The following is a 21,361-nucleotide window of genomic DNA, read 5'->3' on the forward strand; positions in this document are numbered from 1 at the left end:
TCGCTGACATTCTCGGCATCGAGGTGCTGGTCGACATGCTCGACCACCGGGTCACCGATGGTGAGAGCGAGTCCACCGTGCTCGGGCCGTTCTACCGGGAGAACCCGCCGGTGCTGCCAAGGGCGCTTCCATCATCAAGAAGACGTTCGACAACGCACAGACCGTCAAGGTCAGCGGACGCATCAGCGACACCGCGGGCCGGCCGATCGAGGGCGTCACCATCGACGTCTGGGAAGACGCGCCGAACGGGCTCTACGACCTGCAAGACCCCGAACAGCCGGCCTATAATCTGCGCGGACGGTTCACCACCGACGCCAACGGCGAATACGCCTTCGTGGCGCTCCGTCCCGAGCCCTATCCGATCCCCTATGACGGCGCGGGCGGCGAGCTCCTGAAATACATGGGTCACCATCCCTGGCGTCCGGGCCACATCCACTTCATGCTCTCCAAGGACGGCTATCAATCGCTGATCTCGCAGATCTACGATTCCGAGACCAAGTATCTCGACAACGACTCGGTGTTCGCCGTGAAGCAGAGCCTGATCGGCAAGTTCGCGAAGGCTCCGGCCGGCGCCGACACCGATCTCGTTCTCGATTTCGATTTCAAGCTCAAGAAGGCGGCGGTCGAGCGCCTCGTCGCGGCCGAGTGATACCCACCACGCCCTGCCAGGCCTGGAAAGCCTGGCAGGGTTCACCTTGAACTAACCTGCGAGGACCCATGAGTCGTGCCGTAATCGAAATCGCCGAGCCCGTGGAGCCAGTGCGGAACTTCGCAAGGGACACTGCGATCCGCGGTATCCGCGCCACCATCGTGGAAGCGCCGACCCGCCGGCGGCACAAGCTTTCGAACACGGAAGTCACGCATCAGGGCTACGTTCTGGTGCGCGTGCTGCTCGACAATGGCGTGACGGGTATCGGCGAAGCCTCGACGCTCGGCGGGCCGCGCTGGGCCGAGGAGAGCGTGGAATCGATCAAGGCTGCGGTGACGAATTACCTGGCGCCGGTGCTGCTCGGGCAGCCTGCCCTCGCCTTCGAAGCCAATGGCTTGCGCATGAGCAAGGCCGCGACCCGCAATTTCGCGGCCAAGGGCGCGATCGAATCCGCCCTGCTCGACGCCGCCGGCAAGACGCTCGGCCTCCCCGCCAGCGCGCTGCTCGGTGGTGCGGTTCGCCAGCGCATGGAGGTGAGCTGGGCGCTGGCTTCGGGCGACAGCGGCCAGGAGCTGGAGGAGGCGAAGGAGAAGCTGCGGCGCCGCGAACACCGCCAGTTCAAGATCAAGTTCGGCTTCAACCGCCCACCGGCGGATCTGAAGCGCTTGCAGACGCTGCGCGCCGGTCTCGGCGACGAGGTCCGCCTGATCGTCGATGTCAACCAGGGCTGGACCGAAGCCGAATGCATCCGCTTCATGCCGGCGCTTGAGGAACTGGACGTCGCTCTGGTCGAACAGCCGGTCTCGGCGCTGCAGCTGGAAGCCATGGCGCGTGTCGCGGCGCGCACCTCCATCCCGTTGCTTGTCGACGAAGCGGCCTTCACCAAGGAGGAGATCGCCCGCGTCGCCACGATGGGGTGCGGCAGCGTCTATTCGCTGAAGCTCGTGAAGAGCGGCGGCTTGTTCGAGATGAAGCGCGCCGCGGCGGTCGCGGCCGCACACGGCCTCGAGCTCTACGGCGGCTGTCTGCTGGAGAGCAGCATCGGCGCGGCCGCGCATCTTGCCGCATTCGCCACCCTGCCCAGGCTCGAATGGGGCAGCGAGCATTTCGGCCCGCGGATCCTCATGGAAGATCTCGTCGTCACCCCGATCAGATTCGACGCGTTCGAGATCTGCGTGCCCGATGGCCCGGGCCTCGGCGTCGAGGTCGACGAGGACAAGATCCGTGCCTTCGCCCGGAAGGATTAGACAGATGGCATCGTCCCGGCGGACAATTGACAATCCATGGATGTCCGCCCAGTCTTCCCGCCGGAACAACCGTCTCGATCATGTGCCGATGACCACGCGATATCAAACCCGGCAGGCCTTTCCCGCAGCTTCCGCCGAAGCGCGCGGGCAAATATTCGACTGACCGTGACCGATCGCGACGACGTCATGGATCTCAGGCGACTGGTCTATTTCGTCGCCGTCGCCGAGGAACTGCATTTCGGACGCGCCGCATCACGGCTCGCGATCGCCCAGCCGCCGCTCAGCCGGCAGATTGCGCAGCTGGAGAGCGATCTCGGCGTCACGCTCATTGACCGGAGCCGAAGCCAGATCCGGCTGACCCAGGCCGGCAGCGTTCTGCTGGAGCGTGCACGCGATGTGCTGGAGCGGCTCGACCGGACGCACCGCGAAATCAAGCGGATCGGAGAAGGCTTTTCGGGTCACCTGCGCGTCGCCTTCGTCGGATCGGCGACCTATGGCGTGCTGCCCAACGTGATCAAGGCGTTTCGCTCGGCCTATCCCGACGTCGAGCTGGCGCTCTCGGCGATGAACAATGCCGAACAGAAACGCGCCGTGATCCAGCGCGAGATCGATATCGCGGTCGCCCGCCCCTCGCTCGACGACGAGGAATTGAAGTCGGAGCCGCTGCTGCAGGAACCGCTGATCCTCGCACTGTCCGACACCTCGCCGCTGCTCGAGCAGCAGGTCACGCGTCTGTCGGCGCTCAAGGCCGAGACGTTCGTCCTTTATCCGCGCAAGCCGCGCCCGAGCTTCGCCGACCACATCCTCAACATCTGCCTCGAAGAGGGCTTCATTCCGAAGTCGCAGGTGCTGGCGCAGGATTATCAGACCGCGATCAGCCTGGTGTCGGTTGGCGTCGGCATCGCGCTGGTGCCGCAATCCGTCTCGCAGGCGGAACGCCCCGGCGTCGCCTATCGCGCCTATGAGGGACACAATCCCGGCACCGCGCTGTCGCTGAACTACCGGCGCGACAACCGGATGCCGCACCTCTTCAACTTCCTGAAGGTCGCACACGACGTCACGCGGCGTCAGCGCAGACAATAGCCTGCGCCGTCAGGCCGCGACCGCCGCCAGGGCGCGATCGTCGACGCGTGCGATCGCCTCGCGCAGCACGTCGATCCCGGCACCCGGCCGAACGCCGTTCTCCGCGAGATGCCTGCGGAACGCGCGCGCGCCGGGCACGCCGTGGAAAGCACCGACGAAGTGGCGCGTGATCGAATGCAGCCGCGTGCCCTCGGCGAGTTGCCGCTCGATATACGGCAGCATCGCCGCGAACACGTCCTTCATCGTGGCGTGCGGCGGCGTTTCACCGAACAGCTCAGAATCGACTGTCAGCAGCCGCCACGGCTCCTGATAGGCCGCCCGCCCCAGCATCACGCCATCGACTCGCGCCAGATGCTGCTTCGCTTCGGCGAGGCTCGTGATGCCGCCGTTGATGATGATGGGCACGTTCGGCAGCACCGCCTTGAGGCGATAGACGCGATCGTAGTCGAGCGGTGGGATGTCGCGGTTCTCCTTTGGCGACAATCCGTTGAGCCAGGCCTTGCGCGCATGCACGACGAGCGCGTCCGCGCCCGCGGCAATCACGCCGCGTGCCAGCGTATCGAGCGCAACTTCCGGATCCTGGTCGTCGATGCCGATCCGGCACTTCACCGTGACAGGAACCTTCACTGCGCGCTTCATCGCCGCAACGCCCACGGCGACCAGCGCGGGCTCCGCCATCAGGCAGGCGCCGAAACGGCCGTCCTTCACCCGATCGGACGGACAGCCGACATTGAGATTGATCTCGTCATAGCCGAAATCCTCGCCGATCCGCGCGGCAGTCGCGAGATCGCGCGGATCGGAACCGCCGAGCTGCAGCGCCACCGGATGCTCGCTGGCGTCGAAGCCGAGCAGCCGCGCCCGGTCGCCGTGGATCACAGCGCCCGTGGTCAGCATCTCCGTATAGAGCCGCGCCCGCCGCGACATCAGACGATGGAAGACCCGGCAATGCCGGTCCGTCCAGTCCATCATGGGCGCCACGGAAAAGCGATAATCTTGATATTCCAAATACTTACCCTATCATTTCAACGGACTAGATCAGGAACGTGTGCGCTCTGTGTGCACTCCAAACTAGCCAAAATTGCACACGCTTGTACCGCATTTGATCTCGCGGTGCACACGTAGCGCACACGAAATCGGGGTGGAGTGCACACGCAATGCCGACCTTTACAAAACTCAAATCGGGAAGCTGGCGCGTTCAGGTCAGGAGAAAAAACGAGTATGTCGCAAACACATTCGTTCGGCGGCGCGATGCTGAAGAGTGGGCACTTAATGTGGAGCGCTCTATCGATCGCGGCACCCCAATCCGTCGTTCCCGACCTTTTGAGCAGCGTCGCATCTTTTCCGATTTGATCGCGCTGCATCTCGACGATCTTGCCGAGGTCGGCAAACCCGTCCGACGATCCAAGTCCATGGTGCTCAAGGCACTCAAAACCTCGCTTGGACGGACAAACCTCAAAGACATGACCCGGGAGAGACTGATTGAGTTCGGACGAAAGCGAGCTGCCGAAGGCGCTGGACCGGCCACCCTTGCGATAGATTTCGCATTCATCCGAACGATCCTGCTTCACGCTGCCGCCGTCCATGGGATCAACGTTTCCGTCGAGAACGTCCAACTGGCTAGAGCTGCCCTCAAGCACCTGGATCTGATCGGAAAGTCAAACGAACGAGATCGGCGCCCCACTCAGGACGAACTTGATCGGCTGATCGGATATGCCGAATCTAACCCGCAGCAGTTTCTGCCTTTGGGTAGAATTGTTCGCTTCGCTGTGGCAACGGCCATGCGGCAAGCAGAGATCTGTCGGATCGAGTGGTCTGACGTAGACATGTCGAAGCGAATAGTCAACATTCGCGACCGCAAGGATCCGCGGCGGAAGGACGGAAACCATCAAGTAGTCCCTCTCCTCAATTCAACCGGCTATGATGCCTGGCAGATTATGCTGGAGCAACGGATCCTCACGCGCGGCCTCGGACGAGTCTTTCCTTACCACTCGAAGTCCGTAGGAGCTGCGTTTCGCAGGTCCTGCAATGCCATCGAGATTGATGATCTATGCTTTCACGATTTGCGCCACGAAGGGACAAGCAGACTCTTCGAAGCGGGTTTCTCAATACAGCAGGTCGCTATGGTGACGGGCCATAAGGATTGGCGAATGTTGCGTCGCTATACAAATCTCAAGCCCGAGGATCTGCACAAGATGCAGAAAGCCGCGCAGCCCTCAATGGAGCAGTTCCTTGCAACGCTGGCGGCAAGCTAAAGGGCACGCGCGTTCGCAGGCTACCACGTCTTGTTCAATCTTCGAGATGAAGGATGATCTCGAATGATCGTCGTAGAGACGGACCACGTCGTAACGTAGGCTGAACGCGGGGTCGCTACTCGCGGTTCCTTCGTGGCGCTAGCCGCCGCGGAACGAATCAGCCGCCGCCCACTTGAATCCCGGTTCTGTTGCGTGGAGTCATTTATGCGTCGGTCTAGTTGGACACCGTCGATCCTCCCAAGCGATGATCAGACCGTTTACCTCGTCGCCGACGACTTTGGTCGCATCGGCCGCGCCTGGCGAGAAACCGACCTTGAGACCGCAGACCTTGAGACCGTCATCCAGGAGATGCTCGCCGGCGAGTACTCAAATCCCATCCGGGTGGCCGCCTTCAATACGTCGGAGCGCTGGTCAGAGGACGTCTCGGAGGACATCGCAACGGAGATCCAACGCCGATGCGATCTCCAGCTGACGGACGTTCCGTCGCACCTGCAGGCCTTCGTCGATCGCCATACCGGTGGAGATCGGCGCCAGCTCACGCTCCGTCTGGTCTAGGCATACCGCTCCAGCGCAAAAGGCCGGCGGCGATCGGCATCAAGGCGCTGTTTCCCGGCTTCATTGCGCCCGCATTGGCTACGTCCATCGACAGGGTGCCCAGCGGCGAACGCTGGGTGCATGAGATCAATTCGATGGCTATCGCGTCCAGGTTCACCTCGCCAATGAAGAGGTGAAGATCTATACCCGCCGCGGTCCTGATTGGACGAAACGATTCAAGAAAATCGCCCGCGATGCCTGGCACGTCTCAGCAGCGTCAGCGATCATCGATGGCGAGGTTGTGGTGCCTTCAGCAAGCGGCGGTACCGACTTCTCGGTCTTACAGAACGAGCTTCGCAGCAGCTCGACCAAGATCGTGTTGGTCGCCTTCGATCTTCTGTTTCTCAATGGGCGCGACCTGCGAAAGCTGCCGCTGATCGAGCGAAAGGCCGTCTTGAAAACGCTGGTCGCGGGCACGGACATCCAGTTGAGCGAAAGCTTCGATGTCGATGGCCCTGAGATGTTCGCCCACGCCTGCAAGTTGGGCCTCGAAGGCGTCGTGTCGAAGGTCAGGGACAGCGTGTATCCGACCGGCGCGCGCAGCCGCGACTGGGTCAAGAAAACCTGCGCCCAGCGCGAGACCTTGACGATCGCCGGCTTCGCGCTCGACGGCAACAAATGGGACGGCATCTATGTCGGCCGCCGCAAAGGCGACGAGCTGATCTACGCCGGCAAGGTCGACCATGGCTTCGATAAGACCTCGGCCGCCGATCTCCGGAAGCGCCTCACGCCGCTAGTCCGGAAGACGCAGCCCTGTACGAAGCGCATCGCCCACAAGGCGCTCTGGGTGGAGCCCAAGGTGGTGGCCGAGATCGAGTACCGCGCCAAATCCGCCGAGGGTAAGGTGCGGCATCCGTTCTTTCGCGGCGTGCGGGAGGACTTATGAGCCAGAGCCGCTGCATCCTTTGCGATGACACCCTGTGGGTCTGCGAGAGCCACCCGGATCAACCTTGGACCGGCAATCACGCCTGCACCTGCGGCGGCGCCGGCGCAGCGTGCTCGGCCTGCAAAAAGCCGGCTGATGGAGAAGTGCCAAAGCTGCCGCGCGGGTTCCGCAACATGTTCGACAAGCGCAATAGGCGCCGCTGAATCGCGAACGCTAATTTCCAGAAAGCCTCTCGAGAATTCCGGCAGGCGCCGAGCGCAAGTTCGCCTCCGAAGCATCATTGCGATCGTTTTAGGAACGATCGCAAATAGCCCCAGCTTTCTAGTCTGTTCTATTAAAACAGGAAGAAAACGACCACATGAGAATCGCAAAGATCGCGTTGGCGACCGCATTCATAGTTAGCTCAATTGCGACGGCATCCGCACAAGGCGGCGGTGGCGGAGGCGGCGGCGGTGGCGGAGACTCCCCGGCCGCGACCTCGGGTCAGGGCGCGTCCAGCAGTCCGAGCGCGGCAAATCCAGGCGCGACGCAGAATGATCCGAAAGAGAGGGAAGGCACGACGGGCAATAGCGGCGGCACCATGTCCAAGGACGGCGCGATGTCCAAGGAGCACATGAAGAAGTAAGCCACGCGTAGGATCGTTCGTCGGGCTTGCTCCGCGCGCAACTCGGCCACAGTGGCCTCCTCGCTGGGGCCATTTTTGCATCTGACACGGTCACGTTTCGACCTGCAATATGCCGACGAGATTCTGACAGCCGAAACCGGAAGCTTTTCCGTGCTCATCTTTGTCTTGTTGTTCATGTAGTCGGAGCAACGGAAAGACCCCCGCACGCTGAGAAGGTGACGGGGCCGCACTCCAAGGCATCACAATTAAGGTCAGGAACCTGGGCAAGGTCGACACCGACCGAAAAGGTAAATTCGACACCCTAATCAATCCTTATAGGGGCATCCGGAGTTCTCCGGTGATAACGGGTTAAGGTTCCCTAAATCCGGCCTCGTTATCGTTGAGCCCATGGATCGAGACGAACCAGGGGAATGGTTCATACCGGCGCTGAGGCGCGGTTACGCTCGACTTGCTGGCTGGATGGTGCGCGACAACAGAACGTCGGAAGCGAGCCGATTGCCAGAACCAACGCGGACGGAAGTCCCTAATAGAATGCCAGAATCGTCACGACATTTGGAGCCGCCAAGGCCTTGAGGGAGCGTGGGTTTCATGAAGGGCTTGTTGCTAGCTGCCGGCATCATTTTTGTTCTTTTCGTTACCGATCAGCATTTCAATCATGGGCAATATATGGATGCCGTTCAGCGCATCGCGAGTCAGATGAGACATTCCTTCGGAGTGTAAGGCCGCCGCCTCCGCGGCGACCCCCAAGTAACGATAAGCTATTTCCTCCGCGCACAATCGGCGCCATGGTGGCCCGATCTTGGCCGCGCGCAAAAATACTGGACTCAGATTGGCCGCCTAAACCCGCATTTTGGCAGCAGTCGGGATGAAGTTCCGGAGTCCACCGGCACGCCGGTCTCATTGGTCATGCCCGCAGGAAACTGCATTGACCTCCGACTAGATGAGCGGCCATTTCTCGGCGATCGTATCAGCTCCAATTCGAGCTCAGGCGCCCGATGATGCTGCCGAGACCCGGGACTTCATCCCCGCCAAAACGGCTCAGCATGTTCATGCCTGCGGCAATCTGACACACTGCTACAAGGCCAACCGTTGTCAATCCAGCATCGACGAATCTTTCAGCGCGCCTCGTCTGACTGCCGCTGCAAGAGGTCGCAAAGCCGCTGGAGCAGTAAATGGAGGGTCTCCATGTCCGACGCCCATACTCGCGACCCCTCGTGGAAAACCGACCTGATCTGGCACTATTTCCACAGCGTCACGACCGCGGCAAAGGCGCCCGCTGCTTATCGCAAGTTCTACAGCAACCAAGATCCCGGCGACGAATTGGACAACCGCCATCGCGTTTATGAAATGTTGGTGGACGAGCCGGTTAACACCCGTCCCATTCTGCTGGCGACCGCGGACGAGTCGATGGAAAACTACAAGAAGAGCAAGCTGCCATGGAACCAGAACAATGGCGGCTTCCTGAAGGCAGTGAGCAATGAATATTGGTGCGGTTCGATCCTCAAGATCGTATTCGTCCGCTACATGGGCTGGAAAATGGTCGAACCGACGGCGCGCGACCAGGTGAGCGCGGGTCGCGATCCCGGCAAAGCGGTGGATTGGACAATCAAGAACCTCGAAAACAAGGTGCCGGTACGAGCCTCACTCGGCGGTGCCCACTATGTCGGCATCGTCGGCCACCGCACCGCAGGAGCCGACAACAAGGTCACAGAGTTTCTCTGCCTCGACCCTTGGGCCTATGGCATCGACGGCGGCAACATGGACATGAAATATGCCGGTACAAAGACCGCGTTTCTCGGGATTAGCAAACGCGACGGTGCGATATGGACTTATAGCAACAAAGCCGTCGCCTTCGTTGAACGGCCATCCTAGGGGCGGTGGGTTGCCATCATTCTCACGCGCCCCCGCTCAGACCCGCTCGCGAATGCGGAACGGACTAAGAAATTCATAGAGATCTAGCGCCCCCAACGGTCTTGCCAAATCTTCTCTCCAATCCAGCAGGGTACGCGCGGCTCATTCTCTATAACTGGAACGACCAACCGCTCGGGCGCGCGACCCGCTACCTCAAAGACTAACTTGGTTCGAATTGCCTCTTTCATCTCGTCGCGCAACTTGATGGAGACCACAAACGAACCCGGCCCTCCAATCACGCAGTCCTCGTAGTACCAATCGAGATTATTGATATCCATGGCGTTAGTCGACGGTTCCTTGATCATGATCGGGAGGCCATTGATGGCAATGCCTTTCTCAATTGCGGCATCACGTGCAATGGTTACAGGGATGCCATTGTTATTGGGACCGTCACCAGAAATGTCGATCACGCGTCGCGATCCCAAAAACCGATTCTCGTCGAACAGCGGAACGGCGAAATTGATCGCGCCAGAGATTGATGTACGTGAACCTCTGTGCAATGGGGCTTTCATGATTTCATCCGCCACCGCTCCAGCGGATTCCGGCCCATCAATCACACGCCAAGGAATAATGACTTTCTGGTCGCTCGACGCCGACCACTCGAAGTATGTGACAGCTATCTTGCTAGTCGATCCTTGCTTGAGGGCCTGAAGAAATTCCTTTGAGGAGATCGCCTCGGCATACCCTTCGCGCTGAACGGCCAATTCGTCTAAATCCATCGAGTAAGAAACGTCAACAGCGATAACAAGCTCAAGATCCACCGATACGGAAGCTTCCCTGCCGTCGCTTCGTTGAGAGCCGAGGTCTCTCGGTCCGGCCGCGCCCGCCGAGATGACTCCTACGACGAGCATAGCTCCGATTGACATAGTCCAGCGCATCGTAACCTCCAGAACGGACCAAAGGTGACACGGATGGCGGAGCCATTCAAATCCGCCGGGACGGAGACCCGACCTCTAAGAAATGTGCGTACCGCCCTTGTCTGTCCGGTGTATCGTTCTCAAGATCGAATAATTCAAAAGAAACATACAATTCCCCAGCTGCTCCAGAGCCAATCCTTGATGAGCGCTGGCGCGTCCTTTGGCGAAATCATCACCCATTACTAGGCAAAGCTTTCTGGCTCAGGATTCTTTGAAGACATCAGCTTCCGCCGGTCCAGAGATTGACAACCGATTGCCGCGATAGATATGGAGCGAGTTGTCAAGAACATGCCGGCGCCCGAGGACATCCAGCACGCGCTGATCATTTGCGGGCTCGGCCGAGCAGGAACAGAGACGTCCGCTGGCGACAAAACGGTTGAGGCAAACCAAACGAACCGTCTCATCACTACACCGATGAGCAGCGCCACCCTCTCAAACTGAGCGGCCGTCTATGCCGGACGAGAGCGCATGGATAGATGACGGGATCGGCGTTGGTTGGCTTTGGTCTATGAGTTGATGCGCCTTATATTGGTGCGCTATCAACGGGAGGGAACTTTGCTTGGCGGGCCGGATCAGGCGCCAGCACGGTCAGCCACCCAGCCAAAAGCAGAAACCATAGCTATTTCAGTATCTTCTTTTCATCCCGGCATCGGGCCGGCTAGCCGTTAGCTTTACACTCTTCCGTGTGCCGTTGAACGTCCTGGCCACCCTGAACGACAACATTGAGAATGGATTGGACCTAAGATTGGTACTTGGGGCCAACTTCGAAAGAGCTACCATTGTTTCGGGCAGATTCTGGACGGTGGCCATGAGCTTGTACACACACTTCAGAGTTTTTGTTCTTCTTGCGGCTTCAGCCCTTCTCGCTTCGCAGCCTGCGTGGGCAACGAAGCGAGTGGCTTTGGTAGTCGGAAATTCGAACTATCAAAATGCGCCATTACTTCCGAATCCTGCCAATGATGCCACCGCTATCGCCGCGACCCTGAAGAACGCCGGGTTCGATTTGGTGGAGTCTCGTCTGAACCTGACCTCAAGCGATATGCGGCGGGCACTGAGGGATTTCGCCGATCAAGCTCGCGATGCAGACATCGCCATCGTCTACTATGCAGGTCACGGAATCGAGATCGACGGGACGAATTATCTGATTCCGACCGATGCCAGGCTTGAACGCGACACTGATATCTATGACGAGGCCTTCTCGCTCGATCGCGTCCTACTAGCAATTGAACCCGCGAAGCAGCTGCGCGTCGTGATCGTTGACGCCTGTCGCAACAATCCATTCGCCGACACGATGAAACGAACCGTCGCTTCGCGCGCGATCAGCCGCGGCCTCGCGCGGGTAGAACCCGCGGTATCCAATACGCTGATCGCATTTGCGGCCAAAGCCGGACTGACCGCGCTCGACGGCAACAGCAAGAACAGTCCATACGCGACAGCGTTGGTCAAGTATATCGCAAAGCCGGGACTCGACTTGCGTCGGGCTTTTGGCTTCGTTCGCGATGATGTTTTGCAGGCTACCGGCAATCGGCAGGAGCCATACGTTTATGGCTCGCTGGGCGGCGAAGACGTCGCGCTCGTGCCAAAGGCAGAGGAGCCGGTGCTGCCGCCGCCGGCCAACGCCTCGTCGGAGATTCGTCGTGACTACGAATTGGCCCTTCAACTCGGCAACAAGGCCGCTATGAGCGCGTTCCTCGCCCAGCATCCCGACGGATATTACGCAAATCTGGCCAAGCTTCAGCTCAATCAAATCGACGCCGAAGACGCGCGCGTTATCGCGACCAAGAAAGCGCAGGAAGCGGAGCAGCAGAAAGCTCGGCTTGCGTCCGAAGGTGCCCAGCGAGCCGAACAGGAAAAAGCGACCGCAGATTTCAAGGCCGCGGAGGATGCCCGTATCGCGGCGGAAAGGTCAAAGCAGATTGCGCAGGAACAAGCGACCGAGGCCGAACGGAAGCGGACTGCATCGCAATCCTCAACGGTCGCCATGCTTTCGCCGAATGGACCCGTAATCGACGGCGCCAAGGCGGACAATCTTGCGATCGCCGCCCCATCCCAGAATAGCGAGGGAGCGAAGGTTGCCGCCTTGAACACGGCACCGCCACAGGAGGATCTTGCCAAATCAGTCCAGAGCGAATTGAGCCGGGTCGGCTGTTTCACAGGGTCCATCGACGGTGAGTGGAACGCAGCCTCGCGTCGTTCCCTAGCCCTGTTCAACCGCCACGCCGGTACCAAACTTGACGTCAAGGTTGCGAGCCTCGATGCGCTCGATGCGATCAAGATCAAGCCGGCCCGGGTTTGCCCCCTGACCTGCGAGCACGGTTACAGGGCGGACGGCGATCAATGCCGCAAGATCACCTGCGCCGAAGGCTCGTTCCTCAATGAAGACAGCGAATGCGAGAAGCGCCGCGGAAAAAAGCCGGTGGCGAAGCGCAACATGGATGAGCGTCCCTCGCGCGCGGATCGTCCGGTACGCGATATCGCCGAGCCGCAAGCCGATGTCCCCCAAAGAAAGCAGGCGACTGCCAGGCCCGCAGGTGGCAGCGGCCAGATCGTGTGTGATGCTTATCTATGCCGCCCGGTCCGACGCGGGTGCCATCTCGATTACCGCGGCGGCGGAGGTCCCGGCGGCGGTACCGGTAATGTTGAGGTCTGCAACTAGCTAGGACGGCATGCATGGTGGCGCGTTCGAGATCGTGTGCGGGCCGCTCGGTAAAGCCGCAGGGCCAGGCATAAATCCCAGCGGCAGCCTCGGCCAAAAGAATGCGGCTCGGTCTGAGTAAACCGTAGCAACGCGATCGCCTACCTTACTTGATGGAGTATGATTTGATGTCGAACGACCAATTGTTCGGCAACAGTCTTCCGTCGCCGCTGTCCGGTATCCGCAGCTGACTGGTCCAATCTGACAGATATCTCAACGTATCGGCCGGCCCTTCAAGCTGCCGCCGAATGTCTGGCAAATCGAGCAATTGCACACGTCGCTCGCTGAGGATCGCAACGATCACAGCTGATCCGGCCGGCGGAGCGACAACATATTCAAATCCATGTTGTTCTGCCGCCGGGGTCGGAATGATAAATTGGACACCAGGCTTCACAAGATTCATGTCGCGTTCGACCGACTGCGCCAATAGCTCGGCGGTCGGAAAGATCTGTGACATCCGGCCTTGCGCATCAACATCCACCAGCATCAGATAGCCGGGCTTCCTGGCGGTTACGCGGAATGACACCTTGCCGCCAATATTCACAGTTGAACCCGGCAGGATTTCAAGCGACACGCTGGCAGCATTTGCTGGGCCGCGCGCGGCCTGCACGTGCCGGAGCAAGGGAATGTTTGTCGCCGCAGATGGAAGTGCCGATGGCGGCGGCGCGGCGCACGCGACCCCGCTTCCCCCCAGCAACAATACGAGCGCGGGCCAGGATTGCTTCCGAAAAACGAGTTTCGCTGGCGACATGGCCCACTGTCACGGCTTCGTCAAGGGGCGCTGAAAAAGCCGATTGACGCGATCCGCGCGTCCGCCGGCAGATAGCGCTCCAGACTTTTGATCATCTGCCCCGAGGCGCGGCGCCGGTTGAGCTGCATCAGGACCCTCTCCAGATCGACCATCCGCTGCTGCGAAGTCACCGCAACGATCTGCTCGGCACCGAACGGCTCGCCCACCCGCAGAGGCAGCCGCAGATTTGCCGATCGCGCCAGCGCGGCATCAGAACCCACCGGATAGAGCATTTGGATAGTTCCGTCACCGGACACGTTGAATAGCAGCACCGCTCGTGAATCGACGTCGGACAATTCGACCTCTACGGTCTGGCCGTTGCGCTGCTGTCGATCATCCGGCCAAATGCGCATCACCTGCGGCGACTGTGTCGCCATGCGCTTTAGCTCCCGAATGGCTGCAGTTCGGTTGACCACTGTCGCCAAGCCGGCAACGTCAACACCATAGGCGACCACATCGCCCCAGGCGATGACGTCATGCGACACAGGGTCCCAAATCAAGTCGGGATTATCGGTCGGTTGAACGGCCTCCACACTGGCATCCTGCGCCTTGACGCTGGCGAAATAGTTCACCTTGCCGTCAAGCGCCGCCAAACGGATCGGCGTGGTGAGGCGGAAGGGCGGCAGTGCGGCACTCGGCGCGGCCGCGCCTGCCGCGGCGACGCTGGTTGGAGCGGTTTGTGACGTGGCCGTAGCGGCCGGCGGCGCCGGGGGTTGTTTCTCGACGGGCGCGACGGCAGCAGCCTGACCCGAGGCAGCTCTCGCGGCCGTCCCCTGGATCAGCACCACGCCGCGCGTCAGTTCGAAGGCGACGTCGGTTTCCGGCCGCTGTGTCGGCGATGATACCGTCACGATGTTCTGGCGTTGATCGGACAGTTGATAGACCACCTGCCGAACATTGCTGAAAAGCTCCTTCAGAGTCACTTTACCATCGTGATTGATGTCCGCGTTGCCCTCGACTGCTCGCGCGACAGCATAACTCAGTGCGCCGCGCAGGCCATCGATCCCGGGGATCCGCACTTCCGGGGCCTTGGTGTTTCGATCGACGGCGGCAATGAATGCAGTGTGGTCGAGATCGAGTTCGGACTTTGGGTCGTCGCTGCTCGACACCGGCTTCAGTTCATCAACCAGCAGCGTGTAGCGCGGCACCTGTCGAAAGCTCATCTCTGCCGCACGCGGATCGATATCGCGCACCATTCCACCGCCGTGGCAGGTATCCGCAACGAAGATCACTTTCGCGCCACGCAATTCGAACTGGCGGATGAAATGGTTGAATTCGCTTCCGAGAATGCGCTCGACCGATCCGGGCGGCGTCGTGGCGAATTCGGGCAGCAGGAACACGTTCTCCATTCCGTCCGGTTCAGAGCCCTTGACGCGCTCCGGCTCCTGCGAGCCGTGACCTGCGATTGAGAGGAAGATGAGATCGTTGCTTTTTGTCCGCTCCACCAGTGAGCTGATCTCACGCAGCACGCTTGCCCGATCCGCCTGCGCATTGGCCAGCTCGACCACATCGCTGACGCCCATGGTCCTCAGGCTGGACACGATGTCATTGGCGTCGGCGACCGCGCCCTTCAATTTGCGGACATGCTGGTAGTCGTCGATGCCGATGACGAGCGCCCGGAGAGCCGCGCCGTCGGGATTGCTTATCGACAGTTCACCCGCCGCATGCGCGCGCTGGCGTGGCAGGCCGATCAACGCAGCAAGCAGGATGACTGCACACAGCCAACCGGCCCTTTGATCAAAGCCCTTGAGCCTTCGCATTGTGATCCACCTCGATATCAAGCAGGTCCGCCCTGGAACCGCACCGGCATGGTAGAGCGGCAGGATGCCGTCCTGATCTCCAAAACTAGCACACAGGCGGTGACTTCATGTTCATCTGTAGCCTCAGGGAGACCACAGGTTCAGCGGCGCTTGTTCGCCGTTTTGCGGGCCGTCGGCGCCTCGGTCTCCTGATAGGCGTTCGCGGAAACAGTGGTCTGATCATCTGCGAACGCGCGAAAGCGGACCGGAACGTAACCGCGTGCGAGCAGGCTTGCGAGCGGATAGACGTTGCGGCAGACCCTGCCGTTGCAGCCGCCCGTCGAGGATTCCATGACCTCCGCCTTGCGATCCGGCGTGAACCGCAGGAACAACATCACGTGGGAACCCGGCTTGTTCAGGGCGTCACCGGGCTTGAGGTCCCAGGGGTTGGTCACGGGTGCGGCGATCGCGGGGATGGCGGCGGTCGTGTAGTGGACGGAAAGTCCCCATGTGGCGCTGACGAACGCTGAGCAGTCGACGCCAGCCACATCCGGTCGTGGCTCGTTGCGGGTGCAGACATTGCCAGCAAGCGTCCCGCTTTCGATTCGCTGCCGGAAATTCGCGAGCGAACCATGGCAACCCCAGCAATAGGGCACGCCCCGTACTTCCTGGTTTACCTTGCCCTGCAGATACCACGGCCGGCGAATCCGGCTGAAGCCGGTGCATTGGCTGTCGGGATCGCTGCCGTAGTTCGCCGGTGTCAGCTTCCACTGAATGCCCTCAAAGGCGAAGGCCGTCTCGATCGCCTGCTGGCGGTTGGACGGCCGCACGGCGGCGGTCGCATTGAACTTGAAATCCGGCTGTGCCGCCGGCGCGGCCGCCGTGCGCGACGGCCTGACGTCAATGACCGACACTTTCCCCAGTGGCCGGAAGCCGACACCAACTACCTCAACACCTTCCGGCTTGGTACGCAGAAAATAGACATCGCCGTCGCCCGAGATGGTGACGAACCGGCGGGTCACAGGCGTGTTCTCCAGCGGTAACTCGTAGATGCCCTCAAGGCGTCCGTTCGCGGCATAGCGTGCCACGAATGTGGAGGCATTCTTGCCCGATGGAGGAATGTCCTCGGCCAGCACATAGAAGCGGTCACTGTTGTCGATCTCGAGAAACTCCACGGTGCCGAGCTGGTTGCGGACGCGCAGGCCGAGCTGACCTATGGTCTCGTTGGAGACCATGGTCTGGATTTCCACCCGCACGCTGTTATTCCCCTTGTCGGGAATGATATCGGCGATCACCGATCCCTTGCTGCGCGAGGCGATATACTGCCGGTCGGGCTGCCGCGTCGTCCTCACGATAGCCGCACGCGTATTCTGATCGAGCAAGTCGGTCGGGCTGCTCAACGCCTGCGAGCCCATCTGTGCGAAGGCCGAAATGGCGACCTGGTCGTCCGTTCCGCGGGATGAGACTTCCTCCAGCTGAATCACGTCTCCGCCCAGCCCGCGGGTGGACGGTCCTGGTGCTGACTTCAGCATCCTCACGCCTCCGTCCCAAACCATGATGTCGTCATTACGAACGACGAGGTCGGTGGGCTGGACATCGCTTGGCATCTTCAGGATGTCAGGAGCCGCGTTCGGCTGTTTAGGGTCGAACTGCAGAATGCGGCCGTTGATCTGATCAAGCACAAACAGGTTTCCCTGTCCGTCCGCGGTGAGCGCTTGCGGGCCTGCGAGTTCAACGTCCTGGACGGCCGGGACGATCCCGACCATGGATGCAGCCGAACCACTGGCAAAGCTTCGCACGACGGCATCGTCGGCCCTTGCCCCGCTAGTAACGATGATCGCGCCGACGATAGAAAGCCAGATCCAGCTAGATCGACGAACCATATCCGCCTCAATGTAACCGAACCGAATGCAGCGTCAGTCCGACTAATCCAAGGCTGCGCGAATGCAGCATCAATTAGTGGCGAGCAACGGCGGTCCCGTTCAACTCTTCACTGGACGGTGATAGTCCGAACTCTTTCACTTTGCAGTGCAAAATCATGGCCAGAAACAGATTTGAGCAAGTCAACGAAATCCAGCCCGACGCGATCACTCTAGTCTTGAGACGCGACGACGGGGGCGCCTCCGGGTCAATTGTGTTGCCAGCCGCCGCAAGCGGGGGACGCTTGAGCGGCGACCAGGTCAGCTCCCAACTACCTGCCCAGGATGCCTTTCGCGGCGCGATCCGTCTCGCCAATGACATGAAGCTCGCGATCGTGGTTTGCGACCCGGATGGCGTCTGGAAGCCGGAATGGGGAGATCTTTACCAGGCGATCGATTGATCCCACGCTGCGGCGCCACATGGAGGCCGGCATGGCAAATGGAGCGTTAAGCGGGCCGTCATTGAGATCGCAAGCCCTGATCATCGCCCTGTTGGCCGCAACCGGTTGGCCCGCGCAGGCGAACGACTCCGCGGCGGAATTGTCCATCGGCGGGCTGCAATTCGTTCGCACGAAGGATGTGGCCATGGCGAGCGAGGAGCTTCGTATCGGGTTGGACAGGGTCAGCGTTCGCTACCAATTCGTCAACCAGACGAGCAAGCCGGTTGCACTCACCGTCGCCTTTCCGCTGCCCGACATCGATTTGTCCGAAGCCGAGAACATCGCTTTTCCATCGAGCAACCCGGTCAACTTCGTCGAGTTCGAGACCAAGATCGACGGCAACGCGGTGCCGCTGACCATCGACCAGCGCGCCATGGTCGGCAGCAAGGATGTGACCGCCCTCCTCCGTCAATTTAAGCTGCCTTTGCTGCCGCTCGGCGATCGTGATATCCGGATCGCGGACCTGCCCGTGGCAACCCGAACCAAGCTGATCGATGGCGGCCTTCTTATGCCTGCCGGCATGAACGACAACGGTCGCCAGCAATACATGCCTGGCTGGATAACCAAGACTTCGGCCGTTCGCGAGCAAGTGTTTCCTGCGGCGCGTACCGTCATCGTCGAACATCAGTACCGCCCGAGCGTCGGTTCCAGCCCTGACACGGTCCTGCGCTCGGGTCTGCGTCGCAGCGCAGCGCTAGGTCCGGAAGTCGAGCGGTACAGGAAGGAGTATTGCGTCACGGATGCGTTCCTTGCCGAATTAGACAAGCGCGCGGGCAACAGCCAGGACAATGCGGCAAAGCTGCAGGAGCGGCGCATTTCCTACGTGCTCAAGACGGGTGCGAACTGGGCGGGTCCAATCCGGTCCTTCACGTTGACGATCGATCCGGGCGGCGACGACCGTCTGGTCAGTTTTTGTCCGGGGCGGCTTATGCCGTCATCTGCCAACAACTCGCGTCAATTCACGGCAAGCGACTTTAAGCCGGATGCCGACCTGAAGATCCTTATCATCGGCAAGTTCTGAAAAGCCGCTCAATTCGTGAGCATCACATAGCGTGCGGCCGCAGTGACGGTCAGATTGCCGCGCTGAGCTTCGCTCATCGCTTGCAGGAAGAAGGTGTCGGCCGCCATCGGTCGCGGCTGGCGCAGCGAGTCGAGAACACGCGGAGCCGCAACGACCAACAGGAGCTGCGGGCCGGTTGTGCGCGCCATCGGCAGGCTAAAAGAAAGAGAGTCGATGCCTGGCTTCAGGAGATAGGACAGGCTTTGCACGTCGCCGCGATCCGAGACCATGAGCAGTTCCACCACGCGGTTCGCAAAATTCTCCACGGTCCCGTTGAGGGTTTCGCCGGCCTTCAGTTCCGTCGCTGACAGGTTGATGCGCGGCGCATGCGCTTGATCGCTTCCAACCTGACTCAAGAATTTGACAGCCGGACATTGTGCCGGATTCACCTGCCTGACGCCGACCGAAGCCTCAAATCCCTGCTCCTTTCGAAACGCCTTGTCGAAAGTATCGAACGGAGCGGTCGAGGCGCCAAAGCCTTCAATGACGGCCGCGCTTGAGCTCACTGCAACAGGCAGGATGAAGAAGCAGTCGCCGCCGGCATATTGGGCGACATATCTGCGGATGCGCTCGGCTCGACCCGGCCCATCGGGCGACGAAGACGTCGTCACCGTCGGCTGAGACGGCAGCTTCACCGGATCCTGACGTGCTGGCTGTGGCAGAGCAGGCTCGATCCTCGGCGGCGCGGGCGTCGCGGCGAGTTTCGGAGGTGGCGGCAAGGCCGCTACGCCCGATGTCGACCAGACAAATTTATAGAAGCTGTACCCACCGCCCCCCAGAAGAAGCAGCAGGGCCGCGACGCTGGCGCCGAGCCAGACGCCGCGAGAGTTCCGCGGGGTCGATGGCGCCCGCTCCTGCTGCGGAGACGTCCCGGCTTCCGGCTTCCCCAATGGATCGAAGCCGTAGAGTGGCGCGGCGGACGGCTGAACCGAACCCGCCGGCGCCCAGTTGGCGACCTCCGCCATGGTAGGCCGCAAGGCCGGGTCTGGCTGCAGCATCCTCTCGAGCAGGGGCCTGATACGCAGATCCACTGCGCCGAGATCGGGCGCACGCCGACGTTTCTCGACCAGTTGAAACTGGCTTCCACCCATATCGAGCTTCTGTCCGGTCAAGGCATGGAACAGCACGAGACCAAAGCTGTAGACATCGGACTTCGCGGTGACATCATTGCCGTACAAGCCGACCTGTTCCGGCGAGGCGTAATTATCCTTGCCGGCGAAGCCGGAGCCAATAATGGTCTTGTCACCCATCTGGGTGGACCGAGCGATACCAAAGTCGATGATCTTCGCTCGCCTGACATCGTCGAGCGGCACGATAATGTTGTCTGGTGAGACGTCGCGATGGACAATGCCGTGTTCGTGAGCGGCCTGCAGGCCCGATGCGACACGCTGCATCAACTTGATCAGCGCTTCGAAGGTCAGCGGCCCATCGTCGAGCATGTTCGACAGCGACCGCCCATTCACGAATTCCATCGCGAGATACGGGCGCTGCAGCACGGGTTCGACCGTGAAAAGGAAGTAGCGAACGATCGCTTCATGCGGAAGGTTGTGAAGTGCTGCCGCCTCTCGGCGGAACAGCGCAAGTGCCGCCTCGTTGTCGACCATGTCGGGCAACAACATCTTGACGGCAACTGGCGATCCGGTCTGGATCTCGCGGCATCGGTAGACTTCCCCCATGCCGCCTGCCCCGATCATCGCTTCGATCTCGTAAATGCCGTTGAGCCGGGTGCCGGCCGGCACACCGCGGTAGGACGATCGAAACAGATCGTTCGCGGTCATGATCGCGGCTCCCGATCGAACGGCGTCCTCGTGGGCTCTGAGGATCGTGGCGCGAGCAGCCGCACGATCACGATCGTCACGTTGTCGAGCCCACCGCGATCTAGCGCAAGCGCAAGCATATCGTCGCAGGCTGTCTGCGCAAGGCGAGTGGCCGCGTGCTGCTGAATCTCGACATCCTGCACGTGTCGGGTCAAGCCGTCGCTGCAAATCACGAAGACGTCTTCCGGTTCGGCCTGACCGGTCACCACCTCGAACTCAGGGTCGGCGACAACGCCGACAGCCCGGGTGATGGCATTGTTCGGCCAATCCTGGATCTCTTCGCGCGATAGAGCACCGCCGGCGATCAGTTCCTCCAACTCGCTATGATCATGCGACACCTGTGTAATGCCGCGATGATTGATCAGGTACACCCGGCTGTCTCCCGCCCAAATGCAGGCATAATGGCCGTCGCGTACCAGCAAGACCGCCGTTGTGGTCCCGACAGTGGCACCCTGCCTTGCCTGGCTGAGTGCCAAAATCTGCTGATTGGCGCTAAACAGACGCGCCTCGCACTGCGCCAACAGGTCCGCCGCGGAGGCAGGCGCGGCGATCGCATCAAGCGACTGTACCACGATGAGGCTGGCAAGATCGCCCGCCTCATGACCGCCCATGCCGTCAGCGACGGCCCATAGGCCGATGTCGGTTCTTACCAGGCAAGAATCCTCGTTCCGCGCCCGCACCCGTCCGGCATGAGTGACGCTACCGACATCGAACAGGGATGGGACGTGTACCATCGC

Annotated in this window: 16 protein-coding genes and 1 pseudogene; 10 read left to right on the forward strand and 7 right to left on the reverse strand. The window is 60.8% G+C overall.

Annotation, left to right across the window (positions count from 1 at the left end):
* Positions 1-181: 181 nt before the first annotated feature.
* From HAP47_RS41640 to HAP47_RS26070, 3 genes are all read left to right on the forward strand, one after another.
* Positions 182-649: a dioxygenase family protein gene (locus HAP47_RS41640; RefSeq protein ID WP_371821823.1), complete on the forward strand. Its 468-nt coding sequence runs from the start codon at positions 182-184 to the stop codon at positions 647-649.
* 68 nt (positions 650-717) lie between these two features.
* A complete protein-coding gene (locus HAP47_RS26065; RefSeq protein ID WP_173642147.1) occupies positions 718-1,896 on the forward strand; it encodes a muconate/chloromuconate family cycloisomerase in 1,179 nt (392 codons plus the stop codon).
* A gap of 165 nt (positions 1,897-2,061) precedes the next feature.
* Positions 2,062-2,979 carry a LysR family transcriptional regulator gene (locus HAP47_RS26070; protein ID WP_231168377.1) on the forward strand — a complete coding sequence of 306 codons (918 nt, stop codon included), beginning with the start codon at positions 2,062-2,064 and terminating at the stop codon, positions 2,977-2,979.
* Between the two features lie 9 nt (positions 2,980-2,988).
* Here HAP47_RS26070 and dusA read toward each other — a convergent pair whose 3' ends face one another.
* Positions 2,989-3,948 carry a tRNA dihydrouridine(20/20a) synthase DusA gene (gene dusA, locus HAP47_RS26075; protein ID WP_231168378.1) on the reverse strand — a complete coding sequence of 320 codons (960 nt, stop codon included), beginning with the start codon at positions 3,946-3,948 and terminating at the stop codon, positions 2,989-2,991.
* Positions 3,949-4,133: 185 nt separating this feature from the next.
* Here dusA and HAP47_RS26080 point away from each other — a divergent pair, with 185 nt between their 5' ends.
* The 4 genes and pseudogenes from HAP47_RS26080 to HAP47_RS26095 all read left to right on the forward strand — a co-directional run bounded on the left by HAP47_RS26080 (position 4,134) and on the right by HAP47_RS26095 (position 9,208).
* Positions 4,134-5,231 (forward strand): site-specific integrase, encoded by a 1,098-nt coding sequence (locus HAP47_RS26080; protein ID WP_173642145.1) that lies wholly within the window; start codon positions 4,134-4,136, stop codon positions 5,229-5,231.
* Between the two features lie 192 nt (positions 5,232-5,423).
* Positions 5,424-5,786, forward strand: coding sequence for a hypothetical protein (locus HAP47_RS26085; RefSeq protein WP_231168379.1), 363 nt, complete (start codon positions 5,424-5,426; stop codon positions 5,784-5,786).
* 2 nt (positions 5,787-5,788) lie between these two features.
* Positions 5,789-6,711: pseudogene (gene ligD, locus HAP47_RS26090) on the forward strand (non-homologous end-joining DNA ligase).
* A gap of 1,810 nt (positions 6,712-8,521) precedes the next feature.
* Positions 8,522-9,208, forward strand: coding sequence for a hypothetical protein (locus HAP47_RS26095; RefSeq protein WP_173642143.1), 687 nt, complete (start codon positions 8,522-8,524; stop codon positions 9,206-9,208).
* Between the two features lie 83 nt (positions 9,209-9,291).
* Here HAP47_RS26095 and HAP47_RS26100 read toward each other — a convergent pair whose 3' ends face one another.
* Positions 9,292-10,125, reverse strand: a complete 834-nt coding sequence (locus tag HAP47_RS26100) for a DUF1194 domain-containing protein (protein WP_173642142.1) — start codon at positions 10,123-10,125, stop codon at positions 9,292-9,294.
* A gap of 847 nt (positions 10,126-10,972) precedes the next feature.
* On the opposite strand from HAP47_RS26100, the gene HAP47_RS26105 reads away from it, so the two are divergent.
* Entirely contained in the window at positions 10,973-12,820 is a 1,848-nt protein-coding gene (locus tag HAP47_RS26105) for a caspase family protein (RefSeq protein WP_210285360.1), read from the forward strand.
* Positions 12,821-12,965: 145 nt separating this feature from the next.
* Here HAP47_RS26105 and HAP47_RS26110 read toward each other — a convergent pair whose 3' ends face one another.
* From HAP47_RS26110 to HAP47_RS26120, 3 genes are all read right to left on the reverse strand, one after another.
* A complete protein-coding gene (locus HAP47_RS26110) occupies positions 12,966-13,610 on the reverse strand; it encodes a DUF4384 domain-containing protein (RefSeq protein ID WP_173642141.1) in 645 nt (214 codons plus the stop codon).
* 20 nt (positions 13,611-13,630) lie between these two features.
* The gene (locus tag HAP47_RS26115; RefSeq protein ID WP_173642140.1) at positions 13,631-15,409 is read right to left on the reverse strand and encodes a caspase family protein; all 1,779 of its coding nucleotides are present in this window, start codon (positions 15,407-15,409) and stop codon (positions 13,631-13,633) included.
* Between the two features lie 140 nt (positions 15,410-15,549).
* Positions 15,550-17,271: a hypothetical protein gene (locus HAP47_RS26120; protein WP_173642139.1), complete on the reverse strand. Its 1,722-nt coding sequence runs from the start codon at positions 17,269-17,271 to the stop codon at positions 15,550-15,552.
* A gap of 155 nt (positions 17,272-17,426) precedes the next feature.
* Between HAP47_RS26120 and HAP47_RS26125 the strand changes: the two genes are divergently transcribed.
* Positions 17,427-17,708 (forward strand): hypothetical protein, encoded by a 282-nt coding sequence (locus HAP47_RS26125; RefSeq protein WP_173642138.1) that lies wholly within the window; start codon positions 17,427-17,429, stop codon positions 17,706-17,708.
* A 31-nt stretch (positions 17,709-17,739) separates the two neighbouring features.
* Entirely contained in the window at positions 17,740-18,768 is a 1,029-nt protein-coding gene (locus tag HAP47_RS26130; protein WP_210285359.1) for a DUF4424 domain-containing protein, read from the forward strand.
* Positions 18,769-18,776: 8 nt separating this feature from the next.
* Here the strand turns inward: HAP47_RS26130 and HAP47_RS26135 are convergent, their stop codons facing one another.
* Together HAP47_RS26135 and HAP47_RS26140 are read right to left on the reverse strand one after the other, a co-directional pair.
* Entirely contained in the window at positions 18,777-20,585 is a 1,809-nt protein-coding gene (locus tag HAP47_RS26135) for a serine/threonine-protein kinase (RefSeq protein WP_176396284.1), read from the reverse strand.
* The gene (locus HAP47_RS26140; protein ID WP_173642137.1) at positions 20,582-21,358 is read right to left on the reverse strand and encodes a PP2C family protein-serine/threonine phosphatase; all 777 of its coding nucleotides are present in this window, start codon (positions 21,356-21,358) and stop codon (positions 20,582-20,584) included. Before HAP47_RS26140 ends, HAP47_RS26135 begins: the two co-directional genes overlap by 4 nt.
* Between the last annotated feature and the right edge of the window lie 3 nt (positions 21,359-21,361).

It is taken from the genome of Bradyrhizobium sp. 41S5 (assembly GCF_011516665.3).
In the GTDB taxonomy this organism is placed as follows: Bacteria; Pseudomonadota; Alphaproteobacteria; order Rhizobiales; family Xanthobacteraceae; genus Bradyrhizobium; species Bradyrhizobium quebecense.

Bases quoted from the DNA above. Each gene is read 5' to 3' on its own strand.
- HAP47_RS26065 (WP_173642147.1), top strand. From the start codon at position 718: ATGAGTCGTGCCGTAATCGAAATCGCCGAGCCCGTGGAGCCAGTGCGG.
- dusA (WP_231168378.1), bottom strand. From the start codon at position 3,948: ATGATGGACTGGACGGACCGGCATTGCCGGGTCTTCCATCGTCTGATG.
- HAP47_RS26080 (WP_173642145.1), top strand. From the start codon at position 4,134: ATGCCGACCTTTACAAAACTCAAATCGGGAAGCTGGCGCGTTCAGGTC.
- HAP47_RS26095 (WP_173642143.1), top strand. From the start codon at position 8,522: ATGTCCGACGCCCATACTCGCGACCCCTCGTGGAAAACCGACCTGATC.
- HAP47_RS26100 (WP_173642142.1), bottom strand. From the start codon at position 10,125: ATGCGCTGGACTATGTCAATCGGAGCTATGCTCGTCGTAGGAGTCATC.
- HAP47_RS26105 (WP_210285360.1), top strand. From the start codon at position 10,973: ATGAGCTTGTACACACACTTCAGAGTTTTTGTTCTTCTTGCGGCTTCA.
- HAP47_RS26110 (WP_173642141.1), bottom strand. From the start codon at position 13,610: ATGTCGCCAGCGAAACTCGTTTTTCGGAAGCAATCCTGGCCCGCGCTC.
- HAP47_RS26115 (WP_173642140.1), bottom strand. From the start codon at position 15,409: ATGCGAAGGCTCAAGGGCTTTGATCAAAGGGCCGGTTGGCTGTGTGCA.
- HAP47_RS26120 (WP_173642139.1), bottom strand. From the start codon at position 17,271: ATGGTTCGTCGATCTAGCTGGATCTGGCTTTCTATCGTCGGCGCGATC.
- HAP47_RS26125 (WP_173642138.1), top strand. From the start codon at position 17,427: ATGGCCAGAAACAGATTTGAGCAAGTCAACGAAATCCAGCCCGACGCG.
- HAP47_RS26130 (WP_210285359.1), top strand. From the start codon at position 17,740: ATGGCAAATGGAGCGTTAAGCGGGCCGTCATTGAGATCGCAAGCCCTG.
- HAP47_RS26135 (WP_176396284.1), bottom strand. From the start codon at position 20,585: ATGACCGCGAACGATCTGTTTCGATCGTCCTACCGCGGTGTGCCGGCC.
- HAP47_RS26140 (WP_173642137.1), bottom strand. From the start codon at position 21,358: ATGGTACACGTCCCATCCCTGTTCGATGTCGGTAGCGTCACTCATGCC.